Source organism: Helicobacter suis HS1 (assembly GCF_026000295.1).
Classification (GTDB): Bacteria; Campylobacterota; Campylobacteria; order Campylobacterales; family Helicobacteraceae; genus Helicobacter; species Helicobacter suis.
Genome location: NZ_AP026769.1, coordinates 780278 through 799482 on the forward strand (window position 1 = coordinate 780278; position 19205 = coordinate 799482).

At 38.8% G+C, this 19205-nt stretch carries 17 protein-coding genes and 2 pseudogenes; 9 read left to right on the plus strand and 10 right to left on the minus strand.

All coding sequences use genetic code 11. The features are described 5' to 3' along the window. The first annotated feature begins 81 nt into the window (after positions 1-81). Entirely contained in the window at positions 82-327 is a 246-nt protein-coding gene (locus OO773_RS04285; protein WP_040499177.1) for an RNA recognition motif domain-containing protein, read from the plus strand. Between the two features lie 17 nt (positions 328-344). Here the strand turns inward: OO773_RS04285 and OO773_RS04290 are convergent, their stop codons facing one another. Both OO773_RS04290 and OO773_RS04295 read right to left on the minus strand, forming a co-directional pair. Continuing rightward, a complete protein-coding gene (locus OO773_RS04290; protein WP_040499176.1) occupies positions 345-1598 on the minus strand; it encodes a GIY-YIG nuclease family protein in 1254 nt (417 codons plus the stop codon). Then, on the minus strand, positions 1588-2031 hold the full coding sequence (locus OO773_RS04295; RefSeq protein ID WP_040499175.1) for a hypothetical protein: 444 nt from the start codon (positions 2029-2031) through the stop codon (positions 1588-1590). Before OO773_RS04295 ends, OO773_RS04290 begins: the two co-directional genes overlap by 11 nt. A 174-nt stretch (positions 2032-2205) precedes the next feature. Between OO773_RS04295 and OO773_RS04300 the strand changes: the two genes are divergently transcribed. The 7 genes and pseudogenes from OO773_RS04300 (at position 2206) to OO773_RS04330 (ending at position 10158) form a co-directional block, all read left to right on the plus strand. Next, positions 2206-3339 carry a succinyldiaminopimelate transaminase gene (locus OO773_RS04300; RefSeq protein ID WP_006564335.1) on the plus strand — a complete coding sequence of 378 codons (1134 nt, stop codon included), beginning with the start codon at positions 2206-2208 and terminating at the stop codon, positions 3337-3339. After that, positions 3333-4670, plus strand: coding sequence for a UDP-N-acetylmuramate--L-alanine ligase (gene murC / locus OO773_RS04305; RefSeq protein WP_006564334.1), 1338 nt, complete (start codon positions 3333-3335; stop codon positions 4668-4670). The genes OO773_RS04300 and murC overlap by 7 nt, the downstream gene beginning before the upstream one ends. Further along, positions 4664-5002: a hypothetical protein gene (locus OO773_RS04310; RefSeq protein WP_231102920.1), complete on the plus strand. Its 339-nt coding sequence runs from the start codon at positions 4664-4666 to the stop codon at positions 5000-5002. The genes murC and OO773_RS04310 overlap by 7 nt, the downstream gene beginning before the upstream one ends. Further along, positions 4999-7236 (plus strand): endonuclease MutS2, encoded by a 2238-nt coding sequence (locus tag OO773_RS04315; RefSeq protein WP_006564332.1) that lies wholly within the window; start codon positions 4999-5001, stop codon positions 7234-7236. Before OO773_RS04310 ends, OO773_RS04315 begins: the two co-directional genes overlap by 4 nt. A 23-nt stretch (positions 7237-7259) precedes the next feature. Next, positions 7260-8069, plus strand: a pseudogene (locus tag OO773_RS04320) (RNA-guided endonuclease InsQ/TnpB family protein); the annotation flags it as partial. 309 nt (positions 8070-8378) lie between these two features. Next, positions 8379-9461, plus strand: a complete 1083-nt coding sequence (locus OO773_RS04325; protein ID WP_073193814.1) for an RNA-guided endonuclease InsQ/TnpB family protein — start codon at positions 8379-8381, stop codon at positions 9459-9461. 508 nt (positions 9462-9969) lie between these two features. Beyond that, the gene (locus OO773_RS04330; RefSeq protein ID WP_264828715.1) at positions 9970-10158 is read left to right on the plus strand and encodes a hypothetical protein; all 189 of its coding nucleotides are present in this window, start codon (positions 9970-9972) and stop codon (positions 10156-10158) included. Between the two features lie 138 nt (positions 10159-10296). Here the strand turns inward: OO773_RS04330 and OO773_RS04335 are convergent, their stop codons facing one another. The 6 genes and pseudogenes from OO773_RS04335 to tnpA form a co-directional block, all read right to left on the minus strand. After that, entirely contained in the window at positions 10297-11205 is a 909-nt protein-coding gene (locus tag OO773_RS04335; RefSeq protein ID WP_264828716.1) for an alginate lyase family protein, read from the minus strand. Positions 11206-11539: 334 nt separating this feature from the next. Next, complete coding sequence (locus tag OO773_RS04340; RefSeq protein ID WP_040499327.1) at positions 11540-12901, minus strand: McrC family protein; 1362 nt, start codon at positions 12899-12901, stop codon at positions 11540-11542. A 2-nt stretch (positions 12902-12903) separates the two neighbouring features. After that, complete coding sequence (locus OO773_RS04345; protein ID WP_050780240.1) at positions 12904-14634, minus strand: McrB family protein; 1731 nt, start codon at positions 14632-14634, stop codon at positions 12904-12906. A 117-nt stretch (positions 14635-14751) separates the two neighbouring features. Further along, a complete protein-coding gene (locus OO773_RS04350; protein WP_040499326.1) occupies positions 14752-15009 on the minus strand; it encodes a hypothetical protein in 258 nt (85 codons plus the stop codon). A 169-nt stretch (positions 15010-15178) separates the two neighbouring features. Continuing rightward, positions 15179-16264, minus strand: a complete 1086-nt coding sequence (locus tag OO773_RS04355; protein ID WP_264828717.1) for an RNA-guided endonuclease InsQ/TnpB family protein — start codon at positions 16262-16264, stop codon at positions 15179-15181. Next, positions 16236-16703 (minus strand): annotated as a pseudogene (tnpA, locus tag OO773_RS04360) (IS200/IS605 family transposase); the annotation flags it as partial. The gene OO773_RS04355 and the pseudogene tnpA, both read right to left, overlap by 29 nt. A 712-nt stretch (positions 16704-17415) precedes the next feature. Between tnpA and OO773_RS04365 the strand changes: the two are divergent. Then, entirely contained in the window at positions 17416-17691 is a 276-nt protein-coding gene (locus tag OO773_RS04365) for a type II toxin-antitoxin system YafQ family toxin (protein ID WP_231102941.1), read from the plus strand. A gap of 159 nt (positions 17692-17850) precedes the next feature. Here OO773_RS04365 and OO773_RS04370 read toward each other — a convergent pair whose 3' ends face one another. Continuing rightward, positions 17851-18288 (minus strand): glycosyltransferase family 9 protein, encoded by a 438-nt coding sequence (locus tag OO773_RS04370; RefSeq protein ID WP_081370745.1) that lies wholly within the window; start codon positions 18286-18288, stop codon positions 17851-17853. Next, positions 18258-19082: a glycosyltransferase family 9 protein gene (locus OO773_RS04375; RefSeq protein ID WP_040499276.1), complete on the minus strand. Its 825-nt coding sequence runs from the start codon at positions 19080-19082 to the stop codon at positions 18258-18260. Before OO773_RS04375 ends, OO773_RS04370 begins: the two co-directional genes overlap by 31 nt. Between the last annotated feature and the right edge of the window lie 123 nt (positions 19083-19205).

Here is a 19205-nt window from a genome sequence, read left to right on the forward strand (position 1 = left end):
GTCTCTTTTAAATTATTTTGCAGTAGGATCAGAATGCCTTTAGTTTATTCTTTAGTTCAAGATTAGCCATGGGGAAGGATTTTGAAAAACATTTATGTCGGGAATTTGGTTTATAGCGCTACAAACCAAGATGTTGAGGAATTGTTTAGCCAATTTGGCGTTGTCAATTCGGTGAAGTTGATCCAGGATCGAGAGACTAAAAGACCTAAGGGTTTTGGATTTGTGGAAATGGAAGATGAAGGGGCACAAAAGGCAATCTCTAGTTTAGACAACACTGATTTTATGGGGCGCACTATCCGCGTTACTGAGGCTAACCCCAGAAAGTAGGCACTTAACTTTAAACATTAGACCAGCGCTTTGAGTTTTCTTAACCGGTGATAAGAGATAGCAAAGCGGTGGGCTTCGTCTCTGAGTTTTTGCAAGAATTGTAGGCATGAGTCCTGTGCTTTAAGATGCCATGTCTGATTAGACTCATAGATCACATCTTCTACATCTCCTCTAGCGCGTTTGGCTTTTCCCCGCACTTTAGCCTTAGCAATCCCTAAAACTTTAATATCAAACCCAGCGGCTTTTAAAATATCCTCAGCCAAACACACCTGCGCCCTGCCCCCATCTAAGAGCCACAAATCCGGCATTTCTTTTAGATTTTTTAGCCGTCTTTCTAGCATTTCACGCATTTGTGCGTATTCATCTTTGCCTTGCAATAAATAACGCCGGTAAGCATTTTTAAGCCATTTTCCATGAGAAAACACCACCATACCCCCCACGCAATGGGTTTGCGCGTGGTGGCTAGCATCAAAAATTTCAATTCTTTGGGGGAGTTTTTGTAGCTTAAAGAGTGTTTGCAGGGCATGGATTAGTCTTTCTTCAGATTGTTCTGATCGCTTTAAAAGGGCTTGGATTTTTTGTAAATGATCACGATAGATCGCTGCCTCTTCAAAACGCTCTTGTAAAGCTAGTGTGCGCATGCGTTGCTCTATTAAAGCCACAAGCTTACTTTTATCGGTTAATAAGGCTAAAGCCTGCTCAACGAGTAGGGCATAATCTTGTTGGGTGATTTTACCCTCACAAGGCGCTTTACAACGGCGCATTTCATAAAAAATACAGGCCTTTTTGCCCTGTAAACAAGATTTGCTTTGTACTAAAGGTACAAATTCAAGCAGGCTTTCTAAAATATCTCTAGCCCCGCTACTAAAAGGACCAAAGCCGGTATAACCGGGTTTGACTTTACGGGCTAATGCAAAAAAAGGATAGGGTTTAGTTAGATCCACACAAATGTAAGGGTAGGTTTTATCATCTTTGAGCAAAATATTATATTTGGGCTGGTAAGCCTTGATTGTTTGATTCTCTAAAAGTAGCGCTTCCTCTTCATTGGCTGCAAATTGCGTTTGAATGCTAGCAATCTGGGCTACCATGCGTTGTACGCGCAGACTATTTTTAGGGTTAGGCAGAACCTGCCCATCTTTGATCTTAAAATAGCTTAAGATGCGTTTTTGTAAATTCTTAGCTTTTCCCACATAAAGCAATCTATGTTTGGTATCAAAATAGAGATAAATACCGCTATGGGTGGGCAGATTAACAAGAACTTTAGCGTCCATTATTGTGCTTAACACAGGTGCGAATTAATTCAAAAACCGCATGGATTTCTGGATCTGTTGCATGGTTAATAAAGTGCCCTTTAGATCGCTCTGTATAAGTGGCTTTAGGCGCTTTACTCTCAAAGTTTTGAGCGATACGGCAGGGTATATAAGTTTGTATTTGCAAATCAGACGGTACTTCAATCTCTAATTTTTTAATGGCCTGTAATAAAATTTGGCTAAATTCTTGGTAGTTTGCCTGAAAATAATAACGCGTACTGGGATGTTTAAACACAAGCAAGAGTTTAGAATTTTTCATTACAATAGAGACTAACCCCATACTCACAGCTGGTGGGAGAAATAATTTTAATTTATCCAATTGCAGGCGCATTTTAAGAGGTTTAAGATAGGGCGCTTGTAGAATGGAGGAGAGGATACTTTGCGCATCTTTCATATGTTTATTTTAGCATGTTTATTAACCGGTTGTGGCTATAAAGCCCCCCCTTTTTATAAGCCAAACAAGCCCACAAACAAGCCCCAGACCACAAAAACACAAAAACCAAGCCCGGGGCCAAACGATTCAAGAGTAGGAATTTAGGTATAATGGCCTTTTTTAGCGGAGGTTGTTATGTTTGAACCCTACCCATTTGAGCGGTTAAATGCCTTGCTAGGAGATGTTACTCCTATAATTGAGCCTTTAGACTTTTCCATTGGCGAACCCCAGTTTGACACCCCTTTTTCCATCCAAAAAGCCTTAAAAGAACACACTGATGCGTTGCGCTTTTATCCTAAAAGCATAGGTACACATTTTCTAAAAGAGGCACAGATTAGTTTTATTAAAAGGCGTTTTGGATTGGATTTACAAGAGTGGCAAATCATAGCCACACTTGGTTCTAAAGAGGTGCTTTTTAATTTCCCCCTTTTTTATTTGCATGGCAAGCATTCCCCCAAAGTGGCTTTTTCTAACCCCTCTTATCAGGTTTATTTAGCTAGCGCTAGAGTGGCTAGGGCAGAGGTGATTTTTATGGACCTTTCTAAAGAAAATAATTTTACCCCCCTTTTGCCTGAGGGGGCTAAACCTAACTTAGTAATTCTAAATTCGCCAAACAACCCCACCGGGCGTACTTTAGATTTAGAGGAGCTTAAAACTTGGGTCTTACGCGCCCTTGAAGAGGATTTTGTTTTACTCAATGATGAATGTTATTGCAATATTTATAGCACCACTCCCCCGCCCTCCATTTTAGAGGCCTGTGAACTTGTGGGTAACTCTGAGTTTAAAAATGTCTTAGCGGTTAGTTCTATCTCTAAGTCTTTGAGTGCCCCGGGACTGCGTAGTGGTTATATTGCCGGAGACACAACCATTCTTGCAGCCTATCAGATTTTTCGATCATATAGCGGGTGTGCTATCCCTTTACCACTCCAGTATGCTAGTGCTGCAGGGTGGCTAGATAGCAGCGCGCAACAAAGTATCCACGAAATCTATGCAACCAATTTAAAACTTGCCCAAGAGATTTTACAAATCCCTATTTTTCCTACTAGCTTTTATGTGTGGCTAGAAGTACCAGATGGACAAAGATTTACCCGCTATCTATACGAACAAACCGGGCTAAAAGTTTTGCCCGGAGATTTTCTAGGCTATTTAAAAAGCCCACACACTAAGGATTTTGTGCGCATTGCTTTAGTACAAACCCCTGAAGTTTTAAAACCCGCCTTAGAATGCCTGAAAAATGCCTTAGATTCTTATAAGCTTTCTTTATGCTAAAACGGCCTATCCATACCTATAAAATCCATTTTATTGGCATTGGTGGGATTGGCATTTCAGGGTTAGCCAAATATTTAAAAGCGCAGGGGGCGATTGTAAGCGGATCAGACATTGTAGAAAGCTCTATCACGCGCTATTTAAGAAGTTTAAATATCCCTATCACTATTCCGCATAATAAAGACGCGCTCGACGATCAAGAGGTGGTGGTTCATTCTGCCATTATTAAGGCTGAGAATGTAGAAATTGTGGCTGCTATGGAAAAAAATTGCATCATTTTATCGCGCAAAAGAGCTTTAGAGTACATTTTAGGGGATAAGCGGGTTTTTAGCGTATGCGGTGCGCATGGGAAAAGCAGTACAAGCGCGATGTTAAGCGCGCTTTTGCCTCACTTTGGAGCTATCATTGGAGCAACTAGTAAGGCTTTTGGATCAAATGTCAAAGAAAGCCATAGCCATAGTTTAGTTTTTGAGGCCGATGAGTCTGATCAAAGTTTTTTACATTCCAATCCCTATTATTCCATTGTAACCAATGCAGAAGTAGAACACTTAGATGGCTATGATTACAATTTAGAGGCTTTTTATGCGGCCTATCAGGAGTTTTTAGCATTAGGTAAAAAGCGCGTGATTAATGCTAATGATCCCTTCTTAAGTACTTTAGATTTAAAAGCCAAACGACTTTATCCCAATCAAGATATTTCAGAAATTAGTTATTTTTTAAGAGATGAAGAGCCTTATACGCGTTTTAAATTCAAAGATTTAGGGTTTTTTGAAGTGTGGGGGCTGGGGGTACACACCGCTACTAATGCGGCTTTGGCAATTTTGGCTGCTTTAGATGAACTCCCCTTAGAAACTTTGCGCCAAAATCTTTTGGATTTTAAAGGGATTAAAAAACGCTTTGATATTTTACAAAAAACAGAACTGATCATCATTGATGATTATGCCCACCACCCTACAGAAATTAGTGCCACTTTAGAGGCCTTACAAACCTATGCGGATTTAAAAGGCATGTCAGATGCTCTAGTGATTTGGCAACCCCATAAATTTTCGCGTCTATTAGATAATTTAGAAGGGTTTCAAGAGTGTTTCAAACACCCCATGGTTTGCGATCTTTATATTCTACCCGTTTATAGAGCAGGTGAAAAACCCCGTGAGATAGATTTGCCAAATCTCTTCAAACACCTACAACCTACTTTTATTGATCGAATCTGGCGTACAGCAGAAGGCTTAGATTTTTTTGTAGGCGAGCGCAAAATCCGTACCCTTAAAAGAGGCCTAGTGATTGGATTTGGCGCAGGAGACATCACCGATCAACTCAGAGGCGTATTTTGCTAGCATGGATCATTCTTTTATTAGTACTCATACTTTTATGGTTTTTACTCAAAGATTTTTTTGCCAAAGGGATTTTACAAAAACTTATTGTTTTGATCTTTTTAATGGCTTTGGGGGGAGCTTTGGGTGTTTACACTTACAAACAAGATCGGACTAATCAAACCCACATGGCATTAGAGAAGGCATTTTTACGCGGAGATGAATTAGAGTGCAGGGGTGTTAAAGTCAACTCTAAAACCTTTAGTTTAGTGAGAAAAACGCTAAGTTTTCTGGGCAAACAAAACACTTCTATGCAGGGGATATTGGTGCAACTACGGACTTGTAAGATTCTTTGATGTTGCCCCTACAGCTAGATTTAGAAGGGTTTTTAGAGCGTTTCAAGAGTTTTTTAGCACGCCCTAAAGACTTTGCCCTTGCTAGCACAAATCCCCACATTTGGGAACACCTAAGAGAATTAGAAACACTCCAAATAAATCCCCCTCCAGCGGTTATTTTTTTACAAGAGGCCTTAAAATCCTTTAAAAAAGGCGGGGTATTGCAACTTGAAACCTTGTTTGCATTTACCCAGATGACTCGCTATTTACTGGTTTTTAAAAAAAACACCGATTCTAAAATACAGCCCTATCTTTTTGATTATATTCAAAATATCCATATCCCCGCCCCCCTTTTAGACTTAGAAAAACAAATGGCAGATACCCCCGCTTTTAAAACAGGGTTTTACAGCGATTTAGACGCCTTATTAGAAAGTTTAGAGCGACTCAAGCGCGCACAACAGCAAGTTTTTAGCCAAATTTTAAGCCAAAGTGCTTTAGAACCCTATTTAGTTGATAGACAGGTACATTTCATACAAGGGTTAGAAACTCTCTTGCTTAAGCCCGGTTTCTCACATGCGCTTAAAGGGGTGGTGGTGCAACGATCGCATAGCGGGCAGTTTTATATCCAACCTTTAGAGGCTAAAAATCTCGGCCATAAAATCCAAGAAAAGCAATTAGAAATTGAACTATGCATTGGGCGAATTTGTACCCATTGGACTCAAAATTTACACCCCCATTTTTTATTTTTACGCTTCCTAGATCGCCAATTTGACTATCTAGATCACCTACAAGCCCGGGTACTCTTTGCTAAGGCTGAAAATCTTTCTTTTATTAAGCCTAATTTAGAAGGTACTCTCATTCTAAAAGACTTTGCCCACCCCAACCTTAAAAACCCTAAGCCTATTTCTTTGCATTTTGGTAAAAAACTTTTGCTAATCACTGGTGTTAACACGGGGGGTAAGACGATGCTACTTAAATCTATTTTAAGCGCCGTGTTTTTAGCCAAACACTTTTTACCCTTTAAAATAAACCCGCACCACTCCCATGTTCCTTATATAGAAAATATCCACGCCATTATCAACGATCCACAGAATAGTAAAAATGATATTTCTACTTTTGCCGGGCGCATGTTAGATTTTGGCCAAGTTTTAGATAAATCTGATCTTTTGCTAGGGGTTGATGAGATTGAATTAGGCACGGATGCGGCTGAAGCAAGTTGTTTATATAAGGTGCTTTTAGAGCACTTAGTACAAAATAATGCAAAGGTTGTAATAACCACACACCATAAACACTTAGCCATGTTATTAGCTAAAAATCCAGCCGTACAACTCTTAGCGGCTAATTATGATCTAGAAAAGCAAATGCCTACTTATACTTTTACTCCCGGACTCATTGGTAAAAGTTATGCGTTTGAAAGCGCTTTAAGATATGGGATACCTTTAAATTTAGTACAAATGGCTAAACATCTCTATGGGCAGGATCAAGAGAATCTAAGTGCGTTGATTGAAAGAACAAGCGCCCTTGAGCAAGAATTAAACTTAGAACGCATGCATCTACAAGAACGCAGTCAAGCCCTAGAAAATCTAGAACAAGAGGGTTTAGAGAAACTAAAAAAACTAGAGGAGCAACAGCAAAAGAAACAAAATATTTTAGAGAAAAGCTATTACAAGGCGTTAAGAGAGTTGCAAGAGGCTTTAAAGAACTTCCAACAATCCCACAACAAAAGCCAAGCCCACCAAAGTATCCAAGCTATCCAACTGGATTTAAAAAAAGACCTAGATAAAACGCCTAAAGAACCCAATAAACCCACATCTATAGAATTAGGTACACTAGTGGTTTATAAAAAAGCTAGTAGCAAAGAAAAGGGGCGTATCATTGCTAAAAGTGGGGATTTGTTTGTGGTGGCTTTGGATAATGGGCTTAAAATCAAGGCAAAAGGTACAGATTTACAGATTACTACCAACCAAACTAGCAAACAACCCCAAGTTAAATTAGAGACAAAACCAAAAGCACAGGCTAACATGCATTTAGATGTGTGTGGATTAGATGTACAAGAGGCTTTAGAAGAAGTACAAGGGTTTTTATCTAACGCGCTTTTAGCAGGCTTTAATGAGGTCGTGATTATCCATGGCAAAGGCAAGGGCATTTTACGCCAAGCCATTAGGCTCTGGCTTAAAAACCACCCCAAAGTACTAGATTTTTGCGATGCTCCCTTAAAACTAGGGGGCTCTGGAGCGCAGATTGTAAGGATTTAAATTTTAAGGTGTGGGTGGTAAATGGGATTACAACTAACCATCTTGCTCTTAAAAAAGAGTTTAATGCTATCAAAAAAGAGCAGTTTCCTTTTGTTTATGAGGTTAGCAAATATGCCACACAACAGCCCTTTATGCATCTTGGTCTAGCTTTTACTAAATTCTTTAGAGACTTAAAACAAGGGAAACTAAGTTACCCGCGTTTCAAAAAGAAAAGAGAATTTCAGGGCAAGTTTTATATCGGAGGTGATCAGATTAAAATCATTCAGGGCTATAAGCGCGATTACCTAAAAATCCCCAATTTATCCAAGATTAAGATGTGTGAGAAATTACGCTTTAAGGGAAAAATTAGCGGGGTAACTATTTCAATAAAAGGCTCTAAATTCTTTGTTTCTATTGCAATGGAGATCACCAAAAACGAGTTTGTCCACACCCATAAGCCTTTAAAAAATTTTAAAACTATAGGCATAGATACCGGTATTAAATCTTTTGTGAGTTTATCTAATGGTTTGCAGATTAAAGCCCCCAAGCCCTTAACTAAGCTCACAAGGAGGCTAACAAGACTTCAACTTTCTAAGAAGCAACACCCGAAAGCCAAAGGTGATAAACTTAAGAAGTCTAGAAAATTTCTAAAAGCCTCTTTAAGGCTAAACAAACTACACCAGCGTATTTCTAATATTCGTTTAGATTTTCTACACAAATTGACCAGTGTCTTAGTGTCTCATTTTGATCCTTTTTGTCTTGAGAGTTTAAGAGTGAATAATATGCTTAAAAACCATAAATTAGCTAAGTCTTTAGCAGATGTGGGTATTTCTGCGTTTAACACCTTGCTAGAGTAAAGGGCTAAGTATTTTGGCAAAGAGATTAAAAGAGCTGATCCTTTAAGCGCGCTCTCTAACTTAGATGAGGCTACACTAACTAAACTTGGTGTAGAAAAAACTATTACCCAAAGTTTTAGTATAAAGTTGCAAACATGAGCCGCCATATTAGATTAGAAAAAGAACTATACTAAGTAAACAATACAAACTAATTTTTAAATCCGCAAACATTTTAGCAACCGCGCCGTAAACCCCCTAGCTTTAGCTATGGGGATATAAGGCGCATGTTTGGTCGTTTTTCAAGCAAAGTGTGTATAATATAGTTCTATGCTCATCGCCTACAAGCAGAAACTCTACAATTCAAGCAAGAACAAGCAGATAGACAGACTCTTGCGTCTTTATGGCATTTGCTACAATCATTGTATCGCTTTGCATAAGCGGTATTATAGGCTCTATAAGAAGCACTTGAATTTCTACACTTTGAAAAAGCACATCACCAAGCTAAAGAGAACAGCACGCTTTGCTTTTTTGAAAACTCTAGGCTCTCAAACCTTGCAAGAGCTAGTAGGGAGGATAGACAAGGCTTATAAAAAGTTTTTTAAGAAACAAGGCAGACCGCCTAGATTTAAAAAGGTGGCCAACTATCAGTCTTTCACATTTTCACAATGTGGTTATAAAATCCAAGACAACATTATCTCTTTTAATGGCTATCGCTTTAAGTTTGTCAAAACCTACGACCTTGCAGGCAAACCCAAGACCTTAACCATTAAAAGAGATAATCTAGGCGATTATTTCTTGTGCTTGGTGTGCGAAACAGAGGATAACCTTAAGCCCGCAGGCGGTAACAGCGTGGGGCTTGACTTTGGGTTAAAAACTTTTCTCACATGCTCTAATGGCACACAAATCCCATCGCCTTTATTTTTCTCTAAATTCTTGCCTTTGATCCGTGCTTGCTCTCGCTCCCTATCCAAAAAGAAAAGAGGCAGTCATAACCGCCTAAAGGCTAGGCTAAAACTTGCTAGATTGCACCGCAAAGTCCAAAATCTTAGAAAAGACTTTTTCTACAAGATTGCTAATAGCCTAGCCAAACAATACGCCACTATTTTCATTGAAGATTTGAACCTGAAGGGTATGGTTAAACTTTGGGGGCGCAAGATTAATGATTTGGCTTTTGGTGAGTTTGTGGCTATCTTGGAGAGAAAAACCCAAGTGGTTAAGATTGATAGATTCTATCCTAGCTCTAAAACTTGTTCTAATTGTGGAGCACTCAAAGAGGATTTAAGCCTAAAAGATAGGTTTTTTCATTGCCCTTCTTGTGGCTTTTCTTTGGATAGAGATTTGAACGCAAGTATAAATATTCATAGAGTGGGGGCATCCACTCTTGGAGGAGAAGCTGTAAGACCCGCCTAGCGGGCAAGCTTTGATGATCCCAGAATCCCCTAGCTTTAGCTATGGGGAGTATGTCAAGATTGTGCAAGTCAGATCTAACCATTTTAAGGAGCTCCTCTTTTGCAATAATAGCCACCATAAGCATTTGTTTATTGATAAATTGCAAGTTCATTACCTTAAGTAGCAATTCATCGCTACTAGTTTCAGCGATACACTCTAGAATAATGGAGTCTACCTTGATATGGCTAAGGTTTTGCTTGATGGTTTCCTTGATGTGATCTTTTTTAGCATGTAGGATCGATTCGATCTGGCACAAAATAACATGGATTATCTTGAAAATTTGCTACATGCCCTAGGAGAAAGTGAGAATATAGGAATCCATCTTAAAATAACCCATAAAAGCATTAGTGTAGAGCTTGATTTAAACAAGTCTTGGTGGTGATTAATGCCTTAGCCACCAAGAAAATTGCTTTGCGGGGTGGGGCAGCAGTGTGGGTAAGAAGGTGGAAAAGCCTTTGCTCCTAACATTGTGTCAAAATGCGGTGTTTTTGAGGGATTTTACAGCGCTAAGACTTTCTGTAAAGATAAAAATCTTGCCTACGATAAAAAACAACTTAAAGATTGGGGCGTGGCATTTTTAGAACTCAAGGACAATAAGCACTGTATTAACGATTTTAGAAGACCTGAAACAAGATTACACATTCCACATAAAACCTAGAGTTATTATTTGCCGGTGGTATGCGGGCTAAAAGATATTTTTAAGTTCCCCTGCAGAGTGATCACATTCTTAGAAAAAAGCATAGAATTCATCAAAGAAATTAGCACTTTTACCTTTGAGGGTGGCAATGCAAAATGCCTATTTTCTGATTTTTAAATCATCGTTAAATTCTAACCTAAACTTATCGCCTTTAAAATGATCCTGTTTGATTGCTTGTTGTCCTGCTAAACTTGTAAAGTATTGGTTTAACAGCAAAAAATAGGCGTCGTGGTTGATACCAATTAAGTTTGGTTGGTAATAAGGAAAAGTCGTAGGATTGAGTACCCACCCTGCGGTTGTATTATAGGCAATAAAGAGTCTTTGAGCCGCGCGGCTGTGCCATAGATCAAAACCATTTTCACAAAGCAATTGTCCGGCCACACTGATTGGTTCAAGCGCAAAATGTGTATAGGCAATCCCTTTAATGCCCTTATTAGGCCCGCTGTTATAATTAGCCGTGTTAGTGCGCACAACCTCCTTTGCCATAACACCCTTTCTATCAATGGCGTTTAAAATCCACTTTTGCCATTTATCAGCCATTCTTGAGAGTAGATCATGATCGTGGGTTACAAGCGCTGTACTCACCCCCAAAAGTATAGCCCAAGCTCCGATATTATTATCTTTATTAAGGCGTGCGTAAGTGAACATATTGCTAGAAAATTGTTCAAATGAGGGGCTAGCAAATTTGGAGCGGATGAAAGAATAGGCCATGTTCATATAGGGCATGTAAAAATTGATTAGATTTTCTGCTTCCTTTGAGTCAACCGCCTGAAGTGTTTGTGCCCACTTCTCTAAAATCTCTTTAGCTCTTTGTGCGTATTCTTCTTTCTGGCTTGTTAGAAAACCTAAGGCCAGATCATAAGATATGGTAGCCGATCTTTTAAATGCAGCGCTACAAGAATCGGCTTTTCTTTCACCGGTTGGTGTGTAGTGTGGCAAGGTATTCAGTTGCGCGCAAGCTTGGATTTCTTTTTTAAGTTTTCTTTTCAGATGGATTACATACTCCAAATTCTTCGCATGAAAATCTCTAAAAAAAATATTGCGTGGCCTGTAGCGTGCTTAAAAAACAGCTTAGAAAACATAAACCTAAAAGTATCCACTTTCTCATTGTAGTCCTTTAACTCGTATCTTGTATCTTGTTAATCTTACCAAGACAATGTAAGCTTTTATGCATTTTAATCCAAATTAGACTTTATTTTACGCAAAATCCTCTTTGTAAATGCGGAATAATTACTCGTTTTTGAAAAATAAGTGATCTGTGTGCTTAAAAGATGGGGTTTTTCTGTTTAACTCCCACCCAATGGCTCAGGTAAATTTTTTAAGGGGTCTTAAGCCTCTCTTGTTATTTTAGATGATCGTGGTTATCTAGGGGAAAGTATGCGATCTTAAGCTTAACGGGTTTATCTGTAAATGGACGCGCACGGAAAGTTTCTGTGCTTTGCATACCGTCTTGTAATGGATAGACTAAACAAGTGCTTATGTGTGTTTGCTCTAGGGTGGCATATGTACTTGCATAAGCCCACATTTGATACAGATCATCGTAGGAGACATCTTTTAACCCTTGAACTTTTTTCCATTTGGTATCTAAGATACAACACTCATTTTGTGGCGCTTGTTTACTTCTTAAGATAATATCAGGGCGCAGATAGCGGTCTTTTATAAAATCGTATTTTTGTTCTTGTAAACTCACTGTATAAATATCCCCTAAACTTTTTTGCAACCAAAATCCTACAAAAGATTCAAAGAGTTTTTCCATCGGAAACAAAAAAGCATAGGCGTAATCAGTTCCACTATGGGGGGTTAAAGATTTTTGGCGCAAGAAAAGATTACACCATGCTAAAAGATTTTCATATTCTTTAAAACGCGTAGCGAGCTTACTTTTTGCAAAATCGCTCTCTATATTTTGGCTTGCACACACCCCATCTAAAACAAACCACATAGAATTTAATTTTTCTTGACTCTTAGGGCTTAATGCTAAGGATTTGAGGATTTTAAGTGTGGATTTGATAAGACGATTAGGGGGCACATCTAAACTATATGTATCGCTAGTGGTGTAAAAGCGCTCTTTGTGGATTAAATTAGTTTTAAGATGGCTAGCAAATTCTAGTTTGCCTTTAAAAAAGAGGCGGTTTTCAGAGATTGCTAAATAATCCCGTTTCAGCCCCCGCTTAATGAGTTGTTCGCACTCCTCTAAAAACATGCGTACAAAAATTTCTAAGAGTGGCAGGGACGCGTTAGTCAAATGGGCTAAGGAGCTTTTTTTAAAGGGAGTATCTTTAAGAGTGCTTAGACAATTAAGCAAAATTTGTCTCGCATAACAAAGAGAACAGGTGGGGCGGACAAATTCAAATCCCTCTTGATTTATAAATTGGCGGACTTTTTTGATAAATTCAAGGCGATCTAGCGGGTATAGTTTTTGGGGGCAATCTTTGCTATGCCCTGATAGATTAGCTTTATGTATTTTGGGTAAAATCTCAATACAAAAATTTTTAAGTTGGATCGCACCCACATAATTTTGAGTGGTAAGGGTATTTGAATTTTTAAAACGCAAAAGAGCTTGGTTGCGTTCTTGGCTTGCAAAGTGTTTTAAAGCTTCCCATATTTTGTCTGCTCTGTGTTCTTGCCCTGTAGCTAGACATTTTTTTAAGTCTTGTTTGCCAAAACTTTGGTATTCACCTATATAAAGCGTGGGTATGGTTTTCATGGCTATCTATCAGCTTGATTTACAGACTCACCTGAAACAGGTGGCGTTTGTGCCTCTTCTTTTTTGCCATAAATTTTTATAAAATATTCAGCTTTCCACTCACTAGCCTCTGTAAGGGTGTAGATTTTCTTATCAGGATCGACAAAATCGTTTAAGAGATTTTGTAATGCGCCCTCAAGACTCTTAGGTTTTAGCATGCCATTTTTATTAAGCACCGCGTCAATCTTGGCGTGATCATCATAAAAGTATTCTTGCAAAAGTGGGATAATTTTATTTTTAAAGCAATCTTGCAAATCCTGCAAAGTTTCTAAACCTAAAAAGTAGGCATGCCCGATGCTGTGATCTTGATCAAGTAAAAACTCTATGCGCTCATTGATTGCTTTTAAAAGTTTTTGTAAATCCACACCGCTACAATTTGTGCTAAGAAGGGCTGGCTTTGGCATCATTTCTACAAAACTAAATCTACGGCGCAAAGCAATGTCTAGCAGGGCAATGCTTGAATCAGCGGTGTTTATTGTGGCGATGATGTAAAGATTATTAGGCACACCAAAATAATCCCCACTATAGGGTAAAGTAACCTCTAAGCTCTCTTCATTGCCTATGCGCTTACTAGGCTCTATTAAAGTGATGAGTTCGCCAAAAATCTTAGCGATATTCCCCCGATTGATTTCATCAATGATGAGAATGTAGGGCTTTTCAGGGGGGAATTTTTGTGCGTCTTTTGCTTTTTTACATATCTGCTTAAAAATCCCATCTTTAATTTCATAGCACACTTGCCCATCAAGCATTTTAGGTTTGATCCCTTCTACAAACTCCTCATAGCTATAGCTCTGGTGGAAAGTAACAAAGTCAATTTGTCTTTGTTCCTTGTAATAATCAAACAAGGCTTTAGCGCGCGCTCTATTTATCTTTTCTGCTCTAATTATATCATCAGTTTCTCTATTAAACTCTGCTTGGATAGTTTTAGAAACTTCAGGCTTTAATGCCTCCAATGTGTTTTTAATTTCTAGCTCTAACTCCTGCCCTTGCTTGTCTAGTATGATTTCTAACGCTTTGTTAATAGTCATATAGGTCTTGCCCGTACCCGGAGGTCCATAGAAAATTTGATTAAGGGGAATTTTAAGAGAACTCATGGAAACTACCTTAGAAGGGGTTGTAACAGAAACTGCTTTAGGGGTAGTAGCCGTTGGCTTAAAATCTTCTGGAGGAAATTCATTGAACTGATCCATTAATCTTAAAAAATCATCAGTGATCCCGTCTAACTCAGACTCTAAATCTGCGGTATATAAATGTGAATATTTTCGCAAAACTTTATCGTCTGCCCCAAAAACTTTTGGATATAGTGTACACTTCTTGCATTCTGCTAGATTGTTAGTAGATCTACCTATGTGGAGGTAAAATGAGGGCTCCTCCCATGCATACGCGAACCAGATATAAAAACCCTCTTGGGTAGTTGCTTTAGAATTAACAAAACCTTCTCCTAAAACATTTTGACGCAAAAAAGCAATCCCGGGCTCTTTAGGTAAATATCTTTGCCCAAGATTAGGCGCGCATTCATAGCCCCATTCCTGCAAAAAGATATTAAATCTATCGCGAATATCTTTATACCTTGCACACTCTGGGGGTTTCCCGGTTTGTTTCCCAATATCCACCTTCTCATCTACCAACTCTACAAACTCTCTTAATAGCCCCTGAAATGTTCGCCTTTGGTTTAAATCCCACTCTATACCCATCTTTTTCTCCTACCTTTGACATGGGTTATTGTATCTAAAGTTTTGTTTAAAACCAGCTAGCAGGGTAGCTATAGCCCCCAGTATTTTTAACTCTTTGGGGGCTTATAAAATTAAATATTACTGGGTTTTAGGGCGTGCAAAACCCTCCGCCTTCACACACACTCCTCCCAAAAGCCAATAAAACCATGGCCAATATTGTTTACTAATCGTTACATTGATAAGCTCTGCCTCTTGTGCATGAGCTATGCGGGCATAACTATTTGCCTGACTTTGAAGTTTTTGTATCGTCTGCTGTTTAAGATCTTCAGATTTACCATAAGGCCAAGTAAAAGGCTTACAACTAACCGCAACAACCTGATGCGTCTCCCCTGTCATTGGCTGATTAGGATTAATTGTACCTAACTTAGCAGTACAACCTAGCATGAGTGATAAAATCAGGGTTGGCTATGGCCATTTTATCACGATGAAAGGCCATGAAAACTCCTTTTTGACATACTCCCCATAGCTAAAGCTAGGGGATTCTGGGATCATCAAAGCTTGCCCGCTAGGCGGGTCTTACAGCTTCTCCTCCAAGAGTGGATGCCCCCACTCTATGAATATTAATGCTTGCGTTTAAATCTCTATCCAAAGAAAACCCACAAGAGGGGCAATTAAAGATTCTATCTTTGAGGCTCAAGTCCTCTTTAACCTCCCCACAGCTAGAACAAGTTTTAGAGCTGGGATAGAATCTATCAATCTTAACCACTTGGGTTTTTCTCTCCAAGATAGCCACAAACTCACCAAAAGCCAAATCATTAATCTTGCGCCCCCAAAGTTTAACCATACCCTTCAGGTTCAAATCTTCAATGAAAATAGTGGCGTATTGTTTGGCTAGGCTATTAGCAATCTTGTAGAAAAAGTCTTTTCTAAGATTTTGGACTTTGCGGTGCAATCTAGCAAGTTTTAGCCTAGCCTTTAGGCGGTTATGACTGCCTCTTTTCTTTTTGGATAGGGAGCGAGAGCAAGCACGGATCAAAGGCAAGAATTTAGAGAAAAATAAAGGCGATGGGATTTGTGTGCCATTAGAGCATGTGAGAAAAGTTTTTAACCCAAAGTCAAGCCCCACGCTGTTACCGCCTGCGGGCTTAAGGTTATCCTCTGTTTCGCACACCAAGCACAAGAAATAATCGCCTAGATTATCTCTTTTAATGGTTAAGGTCTTGGGTTTGCCTGCAAGGTCGTAGGTTTTGACAAACTTAAAGCGATAGCCATTAAAAGAGATAATGTTGTTTTGGATTTTATAACCTGTTCCCCCCTTAAATGTGAAAGATTGGTATAAAGCCACCTTTTTAAATCTAGGCGGTCTGCCTTGTTTCTTAAAAAACTTTTTATAAGCCTTGTCTATCCTCCCTACTAGCTCTTGCAAGGTTTGAGAGCCTAGAGTTTTCAAAAAAGCAAAGCGTGCTGTTCTCTTTAGTTTAGTGATATGCTTTTGCAAGGTATAAAGCTTTAAATGCTTTTTAAAAAGTCTATAATACCGCTTATGCAAAGCGATACAATGATTGTAGCAAATGCCATAAAGACGCAAGAGTCTGTCTATCTGCTTGTTCTTGCTTGAATTGTAGAGTTTCTGCTTGTAGGCGATTAACATAGTCTTTCCACTTGTTTTTTTGCTTGGGTCTTTCAGAGTTTTGCTGGTTGGCGATGTATTGCTTGATCACTTCCAAAGGCGCACCCCCCACAGAAGAAATAAAACAAGAGTTTGTCCATAGTGTAGGTAGTCTTGTTCTCAAATGTGCAAACTCTTGTCTTAAAAGCCGACTACTCCTGCCCTTAGCCGTCCTAATAAACTTCATCACCCCAAAGCTAGGATCAACTTCTGCCAAAATATGGATATGATCCTTATCTGTTTCCATCTCCAAAATCTCTACTTCTAGCTCTTGCGCCACTTCCAAAATGATTTGTTTTAACCTTACTTCTACCTGATCTACAAGGACTTTTCGTCTATATTATTTAGGACACCATACAATGTGGTATTTGCAAGAATAGACAATATTATTATTACTTTTGTATTGGATAGTGGCTTTCATACAAAGTATTATACAAGATTATATTAACTAATACCCTAAAGTAGCTATTCTTTATTATGCTCTAAAGAGCATGCACCTTATATCCCCATAGCTAAAGCTAGGGGCTTTACGGCGTGGTTGGTAATTAAAATAGACAGCCAAGATCGGTTAGTTTGCACATTTTTTTAGACTATGGCTAATTTTACTTGGCAGGTGTTTATATTCTCAAAGTTTTTCTATTCAGCCACCTTTTTTAAAACTCTCCGGCAGAAATCCCACTCGTCTTTAGCGGGTGGGATGAATGCCACTAATTTGTGGTATAATGTCCCCATACATTCGTATCTACGGCAGGAAGTATCGGAAGTTACGCCTTTGGAGATATGATGTGTGAGACCTGTAGGGAATGCGTTGGAGCTCAAACTCTGTAAAATCCCTACTATAGGGACACAGAGTGAGAACCAAACTCTCCCTACGGGCAACATCAGCCTAGGAAGCCCAAATGTCTTTAGCATTTGGGCACTTCACCATCTCGAGTATTTTAAGCCTCTAAATATTCCCACCTCCAGCTTTCCAACTTACACTTTTGAGCGCTTCAGTGGCTATCTTTGCTTTGTACTTCTCTGCTAATTTATTAAAAACTAAGAACTTATGAATACCCCTTTTAGGGCGGTGATTTTGCATTTGGTGATTTTGTTAAAGCATGTTAGGATAGCGCAAAAAAGGTAATACGATAATGCCAGAAGATCGATTTTTAGTGCTCAAACTCATTGTTAAAAGGTCTTTTAAAAAAGATCGCATAAGATGTCTTAAAAATAAGAAAATCACAGAAGATAAACTCAGTGCTATGATTTCTAAACTCCAAGAACAAACTCCATTAGAAGTAAAACATAAAAACCATGTTCTAAAACAATGGAAAAACTGTAAAGAATGCCATATCGAACCAGATCTGCTACTACTCTATCAAATACAAAATGATACACTTATTTTAAGTAAGGCTGTGTACACATAGTGAGTTGTTCTAGGAGGCGGTTTTTCTAGTATCACATTCAAAAAATCTAACACCAAAACCTTGATAGAGGCGCAAGTAAGATTATTTTTTTGAAAAAATAAAAAGTTTAATTTTTGAGGTTTAATTATTTCAACAAAAAATTCTAATAACTGGTCTGATTCAAGTGTCCTTGATAAAATCAGGGTTGGCTATGGCCATTTTATCAGCCACCCTTTGGGAAAACTGCGGGTGAGGAATCCGTAAATCTAGCATTCCACAATAACCGTAAATTTCTATGCAACGCCCAAAACCATGAGAGGTTTGTAAAAGCGCTTCAACTTTGGGATGATAGATAACATGGTAATTAGCGTTCATGTACTCAGGATAGGGCACAAAGCGCTTGAGAGTGTTGGCATTACTAATGACAAAAACAGGTCCTAGACCCAAAGCCACACTAAAATGAGGGATTGCCGTTTCATTGGAGACAATAAAGGATGCTTTAGAGAGCACATGAAAGAGTTCAATCCAAGTGGTCTTGCCCGCTAAATTAATTGCCTCAGGAACACTGTCTATAATCTGCAGGGCATCTAAGACTTCCTTTTTGGACCCACATAGCACAATTGAGAATGCAGGAGAGATTTTTTTGCTAGGGCAACCCAAGAAGCAAGAGCCCACTTTCTCCTTGGATCGGATGCACCTAAAAAGAAGACACCATAGCTCATTGGCAAAGAGAGAGAGTTATTAGCTGGCAATGTAGGGAGATGGAGTTGGATTTCTGTAAGGGGTCGTTGCAATAATTGGCTAAAAAACTCTTTATTGCGCTCAAATTCAAACAGCTCCTCCGGAGTGGTGTCTAATAAAGTGGTGTAGGCCATGTCGCACGGCCTTAGATTCTCTGTAGCTTTATGCCATTGTCTGGTTAACTCAAGTCCCTTAGAGCCAATTTTATGTTGGGCATGGATAAGCCTGACCAAATAGTCATCTCTGTGAGGAAAGCGGTGGTATGTAGGGACAATCACAATTTCATAGCCTTGCTGGTTTAATAAATACAGCATCTTGGGGCGATAAAATAAGGCGTATACCCGATACCACTTGTGCATATCCACGGGTATGATGTGATCCACACAAGATCTATCATAAGCATGGACAATTTCTAAGAAGTCTGCATTACACAAAAAAGTGATCTCATAACCAGCATAAGCTTCTCTTAGAGGTTGTAAAAAATTTCTGAACAATACATAATCGCCTATTGCATCAAGCTTGATCAACAGCAAGGTTTTTGGGCGAATTCTTGGCTTTTTGATTTTGTGCAAAACCCACACCATAGCAAAACTCAAGAGGAAAAATACTTTTTCTGCTAATTGACACAGATAATACCATATTTTAAAAAGTATTCTAAGAAAAACTTCCAAATTACACTCCCTTATAAATTTAATTTAGACTGAAAACACCACGCGGTTACTTTTTAGCGCTAAATCTTGCACACTCAAAGACACACCTAAACTCCAGCTAGTTATAAATAGAAAGCATGGTTA

Excerpts from the sequence above, each read along its gene's own strand:
- OO773_RS04290 (WP_040499176.1), bottom strand. The coding sequence starts at position 1,598 with ATGGACGCTAAAGTTCTTGTTAATCTGCCCACCCATAGCGGTATTTAT.
- OO773_RS04295 (WP_040499175.1), bottom strand. The coding sequence starts at position 2,031 with ATGAAAGATGCGCAAAGTATCCTCTCCTCCATTCTACAAGCGCCCTAT.
- OO773_RS04300 (WP_006564335.1), top strand. The coding sequence starts at position 2,206 with ATGTTTGAACCCTACCCATTTGAGCGGTTAAATGCCTTGCTAGGAGAT.
- murC (WP_006564334.1), top strand. The coding sequence starts at position 3,333 with ATGCTAAAACGGCCTATCCATACCTATAAAATCCATTTTATTGGCATT.
- OO773_RS04325 (WP_073193814.1), top strand. The coding sequence starts at position 8,379 with ATGCTCATCGCCTACAAGCAGAAACTCTACAATTCAAGCAAGAACAAG.
- OO773_RS04340 (WP_040499327.1), bottom strand. The coding sequence starts at position 12,901 with ATGAAAACCATACCCACGCTTTATATAGGTGAATACCAAAGTTTTGGC.
- OO773_RS04345 (WP_050780240.1), bottom strand. The coding sequence starts at position 14,634 with ATGGGTATAGAGTGGGATTTAAACCAAAGGCGAACATTTCAGGGGCTA.
- OO773_RS04350 (WP_040499326.1), bottom strand. The coding sequence starts at position 15,009 with ATGACAGGGGAGACGCATCAGGTTGTTGCGGTTAGTTGTAAGCCTTTT.
- OO773_RS04355 (WP_264828717.1), bottom strand. The coding sequence starts at position 16,264 with ATGTTAATCGCCTACAAGCAGAAACTCTACAATTCAAGCAAGAACAAG.
- OO773_RS04365 (WP_231102941.1), top strand. The coding sequence starts at position 17,416 with ATGCCAGAAGATCGATTTTTAGTGCTCAAACTCATTGTTAAAAGGTCT.